Below are 12,943 nucleotides of genomic sequence, written 5' to 3'. Positions count from 1 at the left end.
TCTCGAGCCCTTCACCTGAATGAAATTATGTCCGGTGAGTGCAAATGTCAAGAATCGTACTTTGAAACATGGCACAGATCAATTTTATTGATTTTGCGATATACTAGTTACTTAGCGTTCCAACGCTTCGTCGCCGACGAGATCATTTCAGAACAACCATCTTCATTGTCCTGGAATATGAGCCCGTGCTCAGCCTGTAAAAATACAGACCGCTCGGAAGTTTGCTTCCATCGAATTTCACTTCGTAACTACCCGCGGCTTTCTGGCCATCGACTAATCTTGCCACCTCTCTCCCGAGGACGTCATAGATTATCAAAGAGACCCGACCGGCCGCCGGGAGTTGATAGGCGATAACAGTTGTGGGATTGAACGGATTCGGATAATTTTGCGACAGCGCCATTGTATTCGGCAACATCTTTTCACGATCTTTCACGCCGACCACCATTTCGGAAAGCAGCCGTCGCCATACTCGCCCGTTGCTCGCACCGGCAAAAAGATAGCCGTTGCTGACACACAAGCAATTCACATCGTCAGTAAGACCGGAATCAACTCTTGTCCACCTGGCACCGAGATCGTCACTTAGGAAAACGCCCAAGCGTCCGCCGCTTCCGGCGTTCGAGACAAGTTTTGCATAAATCTTTGTTTCGTTAACCGCCATGGCAGTCACCCCACCGTCGCCGCTGTATCCACTCAGAATAGAGGACCAGGTTGAACCATTGTCTGTGGAGACTTGAAGCCCGAACGTCCAGCTTCCGAGAAACACTCTGGCCCCGCTAACCACGAGAAAATCTCCCATAACTCCCTCGTGATATGCCCAGGTCACTCCGTCATCCCCAGAAATATAAATTCCCCGACTCCCGTCGCTGGCAAAGAAATCCGTATCACCCGCCGCGATTGCCTGGACTTCAATTGAATAATATCCCCCCAATATCGTATTCCAGTAATCTCCGTTATTCGTCGACAGATATGCACCCGTATATGTGCCGGCAAGAAGATTCTGGCCACGCAGTGCCAAAGCGAAGATTGATTGATCACTTAAACCGGTTAATGACCAGCTGCTTCCGAAGTCTGTTGAACGAAAGACTCCTCCTCCATCCGCATTCTGTGTACCTGAGAAGAGCGTGGAGTCGTCGGCAACAAGACAGGAAATATAAGAAGAGGTCAATCCTGAACTGGCACCGTTCCACGTATTCCCGTTGTCGGTGGAGCGGAATATCCCTCCTCCGTCGCTTCCTTCAAAAATGTCGCTGCCACTCGAAACCAATGACGTCACTCCAAAATCCGCTAAACCTACAGGTGTCCAGGATTCACCGTTGTCAAAAGAGCGAAGAACCCCGGCTTGCCTTGTTCCGGCAAATACCCCTGAATCAAGAACCGCAAGGCACTCAACATCAGGAGGGTTGGAACTTCCCAGCCCCTCCGCGGAATTCCACACCGCACCATCATCTGTTGAATACAAGATGGGCTCTCCGAACAAACTACCAACCACGATATTTCCGTTGCTTATCGCAAGGGAGGAAACCAACTGAGTTTCCCTTGGGCTTCCCAGATCTAACACAGATTTCCAGAGTGCGCCGCCGTTTGTGGAGCGGAAAACTCCGCGATACGCACTGACATACAAATCCATCCCGCTAACGAGTATCTGATTCACGTTCGCAGTCGTTAAACCATTATTCGCGGTAACCCACGTTTCGCCGCTATCATTGGAAACAAAAACGCCGCCATACGCAACAGTCGCAAAAACCTCCGACCCGCCCGATGCCAACGAGTAGACCGTACATTTCCCTAGAGCAGTAGAATTCCACGTCGATCCCGCGTCGGTTGAAACAAAAATGCCCAGCCCTCTCGTACCCGCAATCAGTCTTCTGCCTATGGTACAGAAGGCGTCGACAGAAACACTGTCAAGACCCACTCCCGACCAGCTGACACTGTTATTCGTCGACACAAACACGCCGCTGTCTGTGCCTGCAAATATTCTTCCGCCCGTAACAAGTAATGCTCGAACCGTAGATCCTGTCAAGCCCGAAGCTCTCCAACTTGAGCCGTTGTTCGTGGACAAATAGACGCCGTCGTCCATCCCCGCAAAGATAGTGGTGCCAATAGAAGTTAATGCCCACACGTCATCGCTGTATTGTGGCGTCACAGGAACCCACTGACCTGCCGCCGGACGGGTCAAAAGGTGAGTAGAAACTATCGCAATTAAGACAACGACCCATTTATTCATTTCCAAATACCTCCTGAGCAATGAATACTAAAACAAGTACGAGCTCGATTCAATGGCTGGACGTGACCCCATCCGCCTCTCTGTGAGTTATCCGTCTGGAAAGACGTTTGATCAGCAAAGTTATTTCATCAGCAACATTTTTCTTGTCGACGCATACGATCCCGCACTGATCCGACAGAAGTAGACCCCACTCGGAAGTCTTGCACCATTGAAGGCCGCCACATGCGCGCCCGCATTCTCTCTTTCATTTACAAGTGTCGCAACTTCCCTCCCGAGTACATCATAAACTTTCAGTGAGACGTAACTGGCCGCTGACAACTGATAGTTGATTACTGTCGTCGGATTAAATGGATTGGGAAAATTCTGGGACAGATTGAATGACCCCGGAACCGGCTCGTGCGTCACAGGTGCACCGGTGATCATTTCAGAAAGTGGCCGTCTGTAAATTCCGTTCTGTGTCCCGGCGATGACATATCCGTTGCTTATTGCCAGTGAGCTGATAAAGAGCGAATCGATTAGACCTTCGCTTACCGATGTAACTGTTTTCCCGCTGTCGCTCGAGACGAAGACGCCAAATAACGTATGATGGAAGGAATATTCCTGAGCGGCGGCAATAAATAGTGTATTCTCCGACGACACAATCGACCGAACACTGAATCCCCCTCTCTCAACGCTTCCCCAGCCGTAGGCGGAGATCCATGTCAGCCCGTGATCTGTTGAGAAGTAAAGACCCTCACTGGATTCTGATGTGCTTGTGTAGTGCCAATTGATTCCCGCATAAAAATTGTTTCCAGATGCATGCAGTGCCCACACATCAATAAGCGTCGTGGCACAGCTCGAACTATCCACATGCTTCCAGCTGGTACCCGAATCGGTGGATATATATATCCCATTTGTCGTTCCAGCCACAAGCGTGTTCCCTGCAAGTGCCAAGGACTGCACGCTCGTCTCGCCCCAGATTGTGTCGGCGGTTGACCAGTGAACTCCGTTGTCCGTAGAGCGGAAGACTCCGCCCAGATCACCGGCATACAGCGGAGACATGCCGGCATAGATATTCCATCCGTCCGCCAGGAGACACAACACACTAGAATTAATGGGAATGCCGTTGTGCGCCTCCCACCAGCTCGAACCGGAATCTGTGGAGCGGAATATTCCATCCTTCCATGTTCCGGCATAGATGCTATTCCCGTTGGTTGCGAGCGATGCCACGTAAACATTTCCGAGCCCACGGCTGCTCTGAGTCCACGAAGCGCCGTCGTCACTCGAAATATAAACTCCCGCGCTGTCGGTACCGGCAAAGACCAACGAATCCGATACGAGCAGGCGTATTGCTGAATGTCCGTTGAGAGTGTTCGTGTGAATCCAGCCCGGATGCGTCAGCGGAACCCGTTGACCGTGAATTTCCCCGAGCATCAACTGAGAGAGAGACAGAGCAATGAACACGACCCGATTCATTTTCATAACCCTTTTCGTCCTCTACGCTCTAATTATACCGATGCTATCTGGTGGAATCAATATCCGAGGCCTCCAAGCGAAATATTCCAGCAACTTTCGGGTTTTCGTTATGATCAATTTTGGATAATTTGGTTCAGTCGTAAATTCACGAGAAGAATTGAATGAATGACATTATGAACAACTTAACCAACATTCTGTCCGACGAACCGTCCCTCGATCCTGAAAATTGGGACGAGATGAAGCAACTAGGTCATCAAATGCTCGATGACATGTTCAATTGTCTTCGCGAGATTAGAAGCGAACCGTCATGGCGAGAAATCCCGGAGAAAACAAAACGGTTCTTGAGGTCGGAGATTCCGATTAAGCCCCAAAAATCTTCGGATGTGTATCGCGAATTCAAAGAGCACATACTTCCATATCCCAGCGGGAACATTCATCCGCGCTTCTGGGCATGGGTGCAGGGAACCGGAACGCCGTTCGGAGTTCTTGCGGAAATGCTTGCGGCAACCATGGATTCGAATACAGCCATCGGCGAACATTCTGCGATGTACGTCGAAGCGCAGGTGATCAACTGGTGCAAGCAAATGCTGAATTATCCTGCGAACTCATCCGGTATTCTTGTGAGCGGAGGATCGATGGCGAATATCACCGCACTGATAGTCGCAAGAAATCATCAAACGGGAAAAGACATCCGGCAACATGGAGTCAAAGCTGCGGGCGGACTGATGACCATATACTATTCGACTGAAACCCACAGCTGCGTGGACAAGGCGGTCGAAGTTATGGGAATCGGGAGGGACGCAATCAGGAAAATTGATGTCGACAAAAATTTTCAGATAAGGACGGACAAACTCGTCGAGACAATCGAATCGGATATCGCCAAAGGGAATACACCGTTTTGTGTAGTCGGAAATGCGGGCACAGTGAACACCGGCGCGATCGATGCACTGGGCGATCTCCTTGACATTTCAAGAAAATTTGGACTCTGGTTCCATGTCGACGGCGCGTTCGGCGCGCTCGCGAAACTCGTCCCCGAATACGCCGGTCAGCTGAAGCCTATTGAAGAAGCCGACAGTGTTGCCTTCGATCTTCATAAATGGATGTATATGCCCTACGAGGTAGGATGCGTATTGGTGAAAGATGCAAAGGCCCATAGGAATGCATTCGCCGTCGACGCTAACTATCTTTTGAATCATGAACGAGGGCTCGCGGCAGGTCCGGACCCGATGGGAAATTACGGGCTCGAGCTGTCGAGAGGATTCAAGGCACTAAAAGTTTGGATGTCGCTCAAGGAGCATGGACTTGAGAGGTACGCAGCCGCGATCCGGAAAAATATCGCTCAGGCTTTTTATCTCGGCGAACTGATAGCGAAGGAAAAAACACTTGAGCTTCTGGCACCGGTAAGCATGAACATAGTCTGTTATAGATACACAGGAGGAGAATCAGCACACACGGATCTCAACGAGCTCAACAAGAATATCGTCATGGAGCTCCAGGAACGTGGGATCGCGTCACCGTCATCGACAATGATCGGGACAAAGTACGCGATACGTGTTGCAATAACGAATCACCGGAGCCGCAAAGAAGACTTTGAGCTGCTTGTCAAAGAGACGATCAAGATTGGAAACGAACTATCGTCCTGATTTCTTCACCGCGACGAGCCGGTTCGCTGCCATGTACTTCGAGAATTCGGCCCCTCCCTTTTCCTTGAGGAGTTTAACACTTTCTCTCCTACTTCCTTTCGACAACGCTTCGAAGATCCGCACGAATATTGGATTATATTTTTTGCATTCCGACACATCGGATATGATCGCGCATTCGGCGCAGCTCGATGTACCATGTTTGATGTTACAGGGTTTTACCTTGCACCATGATGCTTTGTTCTCCTTGCAGCCTCCGCATTTCCCGCTCTGATAGCGAGTGCACGAGCCGCAATAAAGTCCGCAATACGCTATAAGGTTTTCATCGACAACAATTTCCGGTTCAGACTGCACTTCTAAGACCTCCTTAAAAATTGTGATTGCTCATCGTGCCCTTGTGTAATCCTGACGCGTTCCGGTCCGAGAACTTTGCGTGAAGGTAAACCAATTGTGAATTGGAGATCGGAAGTAGTCATCCGATACACGTTGCCCCCGACTAAATTTCGCGGACCACAGCCGCTTCACTGCCGCCTGTAGCAGGAAGAGACCGAACGATTACTTAAGAGGCCAACTCAATGTGACCCCGATATAATACGGCCACAGGATTATAGCGAGAACTGCTTTCCAGAAAGTAAGTTTTAGAAATCCGATGGTGAACAACCATCCTATCACCCAGATCATACCTGAGAATCCCGAGTTCTCAATCTTGATTCGTTCCATGATTCGCGTCCCTTCTGGTTTCTGTTTTATCGAGACTCGCACATTACGCTTTCCGACGCGATGCGCGCCGGCCCGGAATAATCATGCCCGCTGACACATCCAAAATATTCGCCGGCTTGATGAAAGTCAACCGGGGCACGGGCCGCAGGTTCTAGTCTAAGAATCCGCGCAGCTGGTCGAGACTCGTGATAATCGCAGTCGGAACGACATGAGTATCGGGAGGAAGACCAGACCGTCTCACATCGAACCATATCCCCTTTATTCCAACCGCCTGTGGCCCGCCGACGTCCCACTCCAAATTATCTCCGACCATCACTGCACGTTCGGGAGCGACGCCCAATCGCAAGATCGCGGTCTCGAAGATGCGCTTATCCGGCTTTCCATAACCAACTTCTCCCTCTATCATTATATACCCGAAAAATTTCTCGAGCCCAAATCTGTCGATCTTGTACCTCTGTATTTCCGAATCGCCATTGGTGATCATCGCGAGCTTGATTTGACGTCGACGAAGAACCGATAATGTCTCTTCGGCACCAGGCATCAGGTACATGTTGTTCAACCTTTGCGCTGAATACCTGTCTGCCAGGGCGAGGGCATCGCCATCCGGGAGGCCGAGTTTCGAGAACGCCGACGAGACGACAGCCCTTCTTGCAGAAAGGATGTCGAGTCTCCCTGTCTTATGTCTCTCTTCATCGCTCCAGAACTCTCTGCTTTCAGCGGTTACCATGTTGAATACCGCATCCAAAGAGACCGACGGATTTCCCGAGACATATTCGCGGCAAACCTGTCGCCAGGTGGATTCGGTAACGAGATCGAATGCGACAAGCGTGTCGTCGAGATCGAATATGACTGCGTCGGTTTTCAACGCGATCTTACGGTAATATGATCTGAAGGATAGGGTACCAAGTCAGTTTGGAGAATTATCTGAAGATTTTAATAGGAAGTCTACGAATAACGGATGTTCGATGCAATATTCGCCTGATCAGAAAGAGAACGCTCGTCAGTTCAAATAGTCGCTCCCCTTTTCTTGAGAATCGGCATTCTTTATATTCGACAAAGGGATAATCGATAAAAATCATCGGAGGCTGAAATGGGAACCAAGAAGCTGTTCCAATTTTGGACAGGTATTCCAGTCGCATTCCTAATGCTCTTCAATCTGTCCTTAGCAAACCAGACTGCAAAGTCAAAAGTAACAGCGGTTACCGTTTACGCGGACCGCGCGTCGATAACTCGCACCGCCGAAGTAAAGCTGTCAGCAGGTGTAAACACTGTTGAGTTCGCAGATCTTCCGGTAGTTTTCGCGGATCAATCTCTTCGTGTATCCGGCGTGTCGGAATCTGACGTGAAAATACTCGACGTTCAAATCAAGACCGTATTCGTGGATACGGTGTCGAGCGACAGGGTCGGCGAGCTGCAGAGCAAGTTGTCCGTCTTGATGAAAGAGGAGGCCGTTCTCACTAAGAAGATGGGTGTTCTCGAATCTCAGATGAACTTCATCGATTCATTAAGGATTTACTTTGCACGAAGCGCGGCGAGCGGTGCAACGAAGAGCTCGTTCGATGACTGGGGAAAGATGGTCGGATTCCTTGAAAAGAACATGAACGAAATTAATGACGCAACTCTCGAAACGGACTCCAAGCTCAGGGACACCAGGAGCAGGATCGGATCGATACAATCAGAAATCAGGCAGACACAGGGATATCCCCGCAGATCTGAGAAGCATGTGATCGTAACTCTTTCGTCGGACAAAGCGGGGACTTCGACGCTGGAGCTTTCATATCTCCTCGGCGGCGCTAGCTGGACGCCGATCTACGAGGTGCGCGCTGCAACAGGAGAAAAGGAAATCTCGGTCACTTATTCCGGAATGGTCCGGCAGGTGACGGGTGAAGACTGGCTCGGAGTTGCCGTGACTCTTTCGACAGCTCAGCCATCCGTGATCGGAGCACCTCCCGACTTGGCGCCGTGGCAGATCGGTGCGTACCAGAAGTTGACACCTGCGCCCGCTCTCGGGATGCAGCAGGGTCTTGTGGAAGATTATAAGAAAACCGAAATGTCGATTGCGGTCCCCATCCACTGGGAGCAGGGTCTTGGAAATTCCGTTCGGGGGCGTGTCTTCGACAGAGAAACCGGAGAACCTCTGGTTGGAGCTACGGTCTCGCTTCTCGGCACATATCTCGGCGCATCGACCGATCTCAACGGCGAGTATTTGATCTCCCGGGTGCCAAGCGGGACATATGAAGCAAGGGTGACTTACGTCGGTTACAACCAGATCACATCGCCAAGTTTTGAAGTGAACTCATCTTCAGGCGTCAGATCCGACTACATGCTCGGTCAGTCCACCGTTCAAGCAAGCGCAGTGTATATCACATCTGAGCGACCAACGATTGAGAAAGCTTGGACTTCTGCGGTGTCAGCCGTCGCCGTCCCCGCTTCGGTTGTTGAGAGCCGGATCAGTTCCGCAACGTTCACGATCGCTGCACCGGCAGACATTCCGAGCGATAACAATCCGCACAAGGTTACAATCGCTATGGCAAATATAGCCGTGAAGTTATCGTACACTTCCGTTCCGAAACTCTCAGGCGACACATATCTTACGGCGAGCGCCGAGAACACGACGGAATATCCGTTCCTCGTCGGGACTGCAAGCGTGTTTCTCGATAATTCCTTCGTAGCGACGACGACGATGAAAGCGGTTTTTCCGAACGAGGAATTCAGCTCATACCTCGGGACCGACGCCGGTGTGAAAGTCGACAGAAAGTTGGTGCGAGACTTCACCGAGTCCACCGGACTTCTTACCAAAAAGACAAAAAGATCTTTCGAGTATCTCATCACGGTGGAGAATGAGAAGAAAGTCCCGATCGATCTCGCTGTGAAGGACCAGATCCCGGTACCGAATGACGAAAAGGTTGTGGTCGAAGTGGAGTCTCCAGATCCTTCGCAGATCAAACCGGACGAACAGGGCGTCGTCACGTGGAATTTGAATCTCAAGCCGCAGGAAAAAAGAGAATTGAGACTCGCTTTCTCAATCGAGTATCCCGTCGACTTTCCAGTGACGGGAATAAGATAAACTTTAGGTGAGCCGGATTCTATTCGGAGCGAGATAACAGTTCGTCCCTTGACTGCCGAACTTGTTTCAGACTAACTTCCGAACCGTCGCCCGAGGATCATTTTTATCACGAGTCCATCGGTTGATTTCGTGAGACCCCATCCAGGCCCGAAGTTGAATTCCCAGTCGGGGGAAAAATTGAGATCGATCACCGCGAATATCGCGTGAGACTGTTCGTTCCCCGGATCGGGCGAGAAAACCGGACCGGTAACCCCGTAATATTCTCCCCCGAGATCGATTAACGGGCTGATGTGAAGGGCGATTTTCACGTTCGGCTCAAAATCGAAACCGCGATTCTGATTTTCACCCTTGAATGAAAGCCCGAAAGTGGGATTGAACGAGAGATACGCGAACGTAAAGTCTTTGTCGATGATCGGCCGGAGCTCGAGTGTCCACGTGTCAGACGAATACTCGGGACGCTGATAGCCGACCTCGGCGGATAGGCTGGCACCGACTGGCCAGCACCAATCATCAGGCACACGCACGCGCGGTCGGATGTGATCGCCGACCCACTGCCAGCCATAGCCCGAGTGAATGTTGGTGAAGATGTAGAACCCGACTTCAAACCACGGATTGAACCCGTGCGTGATTTCGACCGTCTCGTGGTCCGCGTTCTGAGTCGGCCGCACGCCGTCGGTAAACGTCTGGCCGTCCGGTGTATAATTACTGTGGAGCTCAAGCATCGTTATCCCTTCCGAAACGGTCTCTGACGGATAAACCTGGATTTCATAGTTGTCCTGACCGAAGGCGGTTGCTTCAAACGAGATCATCGCTAGTGCCGACACGAAAATTGTTTTCGTACTCAACAGACATCGCCTCATAGGCACAAGCATTCGTCGTGGCATAGTTGCATCTCTGTCGTTTCGGGTTCTTGAGCGGTTCAATTTTCTTTCTAATCGCCGAGAGCAAACTCGGCCGCAGCGAGCGCGTGGATCGTGGTGGTATCGAAAGCGGGAATGGTGCAGTCGGATTGCTTGATGAGAAGAGGGATCTCCGTGCATCCGAATATGACTCCTTCCGCCCCGTCACCTTTCAGGCGCTCGATGATCGCCAGGTATTTCTTCCTCGTTTCATCCTTGAAGATTTCTTTGTCGAGCTCAGAAAATATCGTGGTATCTATGAAATCTCGTTCGCCCTGATCCGGCGTGAGAGCAGCTATCCCGAACTTCGCGAGTCGGTCCCTGTAAAATGACTGTTCCATGGTGACTTTCGTCCCGAGAAGCGCGACTCTTTTCAAACCAAATTTCAGAATTTCCCTGGCGGTCGCGTCTGCAATATGTATGAGAGGAACATGGATGCCAAGTTGAAGTTTGTCGGCAATCATGTGCGGCGTGTTTGCACAGAGAAGTATACATTCCGCCCCGGCATCCTCGAGCTGCCTCGATATGCCGATAAGGAATCCAGCCTGTTCTATCCAGCCAGCTTCATCCGAAGGCGGTTTGTGTTCTTCCTGGTTCTGCGAGTAAAGAAGAATTTTTGCGGAGTTGAGTCCGCCCAGACGCTTGTTGATTTGCTTATTTATTACCCTGTAATATTCGACAGTCGAGACCCAACTCGTCCCGCCTATCAAACCTATGGTCTTCATTCCTCTCCTCCTCCCGATTCTCTTCCCGTGTCTATCCCTGCATGGACCGGTCGCCTCTCAACCGATGGATTTACCCGAACAATGAAATGTTGACGAGGAAAAGGGGGCGAAAGAATTTTCGCCCCTGTTTAAATTATTTATGGTGCCTGTATGATTGCAATCTCGAACGGTTTCACGGTCAACGAAACCTCAGTTATCGACGGTCCGCCGAATCTTACGAATTCATTATCCTGTTTGACGTCAAGACTTTTGTCGCTCACCATCTCCTTCCAGCCGCTTGTTTCTTTCTTCATGAACCTCAATGTCATGGGAGCGTCCTTGTCGCCCATATTGTAAAGCACATACTGGTTGTCGCCGAAGAGGTACATTCCGACTTTTCCCTGTCCCTCCAGCTCGAATCCGAGATCCTGGTCGAACGACCTCCTGATGGAGTTAAGAACATCGGGCGGAAGTTCGAGTAGATCGTAACTGTTCTCAGGCATGTTGAGAATGTAAATCGTTCCTTTGAGGTATGGGACTCTCATCAGCACAGAGAAATCGTAATCCTCTCTTGAGATGGTTACGTCACGGGATTCCGGCCAGGTTGATGCTTCGACACCGGGGAATGTGAATGGCCTGTCCGCCTTCACAGTTCTTTCTCGGAATCCATATTCGAGGAGACCGAAATCGGAAGAGGTCACCGAGCCGCGATAGTCCAGGAGATTGATGGCGTTCCTGAATTCTGTTCTACCAAGTCTCCTCCATAGTGAGAAAGTCATAAACACATCCTTGCCGTCACGCAGCCGATCGAGCATCTCCGTCGCCAGACTTGTGTCCTTTAGCGAGTTGAGACAGAATATCGCACTTTGACTTTCGGAAGGAAATTTTCCTACCGGTTCGAGCGGGATTCCCGCCATGCCGAGACATCCAAAAATATTATACTCACCGACTGAACCTTGCGGCAGGTAGATCGGCACCCCGCGTGAATCACCTTTTATTAATCCTGCCACCCTGTCGAATTCGGGAAGCATATCGGTAAAATGCGGATATACGTCGCTCGAAGGATTCGTCGGCCAGAGTTGACCCGCGCACCAGAGAATTATTTCGGGAGTCCTGGCGAGCACGGCCTGCCACACCTGGGCATTGTAATCGTTGTATGCTCCTTTCATGTCGTAATTGTCGAGCCAGGAGCCTACCCACTTCGTAAGGTCGACGCTTGATTCCCATTTCTGTAAAATGTAGCCGCTGTACACCGGAATGTGTTGATGCTGGGTCTCTGGGATACGAGTCTCAATTCCGGTCGCCATTTTGTCGAACTGGTGGACTTCGTTGTAGACGTCGTAGCCGTTTTCGCCGAACCCTTCATACCAGTTTGGAAATTTTATGATTACCTGGACATTAGGGTTCACTTCTTTCGCCGGGTCGATGATATATTTCTTCGACTGCTCGAGGAGAAGTTTAGTGCGGTACTCGGCCCAAGTCATCGCACCACGATCTGCAACACTTTGCGGATCGGTAGCATTCGTAAAGAGCCAGTCATCGAGAATGATCTTGTCGAACACTTTCGCGAGTCCCTGCATGCGCTGTTTGAGGGATGCGAGATCTTCGGGATTGTTGTATGTGGACGGCCCGAAGCGCGCTGTTGGGACCATCGCACCGTCCGCTTCTATTCCCATGTCGCGGAATCTCGAGGCGATGTCCTGGAGGAGCGGCACATCGACTTTTCCTCCGCGCTCGACGGCGTCAAGATAAACCCTTACGGGCTTTACCGGTCCGAAATACTCCATCGTCTTCTTGAATTGCGCGGGATCCGCAAGAAGTGAGTCCACATCACGGGAGGTGAAGAAGATTGAATATTTCAGATGCGCCCAACCGCCCTCCTTTGTTTGGCTGACCACTGGCATCGCGGTTGAGAGCAGCCCGAGCAGAATTAATCCGATTAAATTAAAAGACCTGGGAATAATATTCCTCATTTTCCCCTCCCGGTTGGTTTTATTTTGAGAGATAGAGTCCATCTGGATTGTGGCACCAATCTTCCGCCGCGAATTAAGAAAGATGAGACTCGTTAACCGGAGAAATTTATCCGTTCAACATCTGAAGTGCAACCTGAGCGCACGAATTTCATCGATCGACCTGCGCGTTAGCGGCTCCATCTCGGGAAGCCGCGCATCCACCATGTCCTATCGTGATCTCCTGATTAATTCCAGTCTGGTCCGTGCGCCTTCATCGGCCGC

At 50.7% G+C, this 12,943-nt stretch carries 10 protein-coding genes; 2 read left to right on the top strand and 8 right to left on the bottom strand.

Annotated elements, in window-relative coordinates:
* Nucleotides 1–142: 142 nt before the first annotated feature.
* Nucleotides 143–2,224 (bottom strand): T9SS type A sorting domain-containing protein, encoded by a 2,082-nt coding sequence (locus VIS48_15265; protein HEY9167511.1) that lies wholly within the window; start codon nucleotides 2,222–2,224, stop codon nucleotides 143–145.
* Between the two features lie 120 nt (nucleotides 2,225–2,344).
* Entirely contained in the window at nucleotides 2,345–3,685 is a 1,341-nt protein-coding gene (locus VIS48_15260; GenBank protein HEY9167510.1) for a T9SS type A sorting domain-containing protein, read from the bottom strand.
* 155 nt (nucleotides 3,686–3,840) lie between these two features.
* On the opposite strand from VIS48_15260, the gene VIS48_15255 reads away from it, so the two are divergent.
* A complete protein-coding gene (locus VIS48_15255; GenBank protein HEY9167509.1) occupies nucleotides 3,841–5,322 on the top strand; it encodes a pyridoxal-dependent decarboxylase in 1,482 nt (493 codons plus the stop codon).
* Here the strand turns inward: VIS48_15255 and VIS48_15250 are convergent.
* The 3 genes from VIS48_15250 to VIS48_15240 all read right to left on the bottom strand — a co-directional run bounded on the left by VIS48_15250 (nucleotide 5,311) and on the right by VIS48_15240 (nucleotide 6,904).
* Entirely contained in the window at nucleotides 5,311–5,673 is a 363-nt protein-coding gene (locus VIS48_15250) for a DUF3795 domain-containing protein (protein HEY9167508.1), read from the bottom strand. The genes VIS48_15255 and VIS48_15250 overlap by 12 nt on opposite strands.
* A 201-nt stretch (nucleotides 5,674–5,874) precedes the next feature.
* The gene (locus VIS48_15245) at nucleotides 5,875–6,039 is read right to left on the bottom strand and encodes a hypothetical protein (protein ID HEY9167507.1); all 165 of its coding nucleotides are present in this window, start codon (nucleotides 6,037–6,039) and stop codon (nucleotides 5,875–5,877) included.
* Between the two features lie 151 nt (nucleotides 6,040–6,190).
* A complete protein-coding gene (locus tag VIS48_15240) occupies nucleotides 6,191–6,904 on the bottom strand; it encodes an HAD family hydrolase (protein HEY9167506.1) in 714 nt (237 codons plus the stop codon).
* Between the two features lie 225 nt (nucleotides 6,905–7,129).
* Between VIS48_15240 and VIS48_15235 the strand changes: the two genes are divergently transcribed.
* Entirely contained in the window at nucleotides 7,130–9,106 is a 1,977-nt protein-coding gene (locus tag VIS48_15235) for a mucoidy inhibitor MuiA family protein (GenBank protein ID HEY9167505.1), read from the top strand.
* 71 nt (nucleotides 9,107–9,177) lie between these two features.
* Here the strand turns inward: VIS48_15235 and VIS48_15230 are convergent, their stop codons facing one another.
* From VIS48_15230 to VIS48_15220, 3 genes are all read right to left on the bottom strand, one after another.
* On the bottom strand, nucleotides 9,178–9,951 hold the full coding sequence (locus VIS48_15230; GenBank protein ID HEY9167504.1) for a hypothetical protein: 774 nt from the start codon (nucleotides 9,949–9,951) through the stop codon (nucleotides 9,178–9,180).
* An 86-nt stretch (nucleotides 9,952–10,037) separates the two neighbouring features.
* Nucleotides 10,038–10,730, bottom strand: coding sequence for an aspartate/glutamate racemase family protein (locus VIS48_15225; GenBank protein HEY9167503.1), 693 nt, complete (start codon nucleotides 10,728–10,730; stop codon nucleotides 10,038–10,040).
* A gap of 137 nt (nucleotides 10,731–10,867) precedes the next feature.
* Nucleotides 10,868–12,682, bottom strand: coding sequence for a hypothetical protein (locus VIS48_15220; GenBank protein ID HEY9167502.1), 1,815 nt, complete (start codon nucleotides 12,680–12,682; stop codon nucleotides 10,868–10,870).
* Nucleotides 12,683–12,943: the final 261 nt, after the last annotated feature.

The organism is Candidatus Kryptoniota bacterium (assembly GCA_036567965.1).
Lineage (GTDB): Bacteria > Bacteroidota > Ignavibacteria > Kryptoniales > JAKASW01 > JAKASW01.
This window is presented reverse-complemented; position numbering and strand designations above follow the sequence as displayed.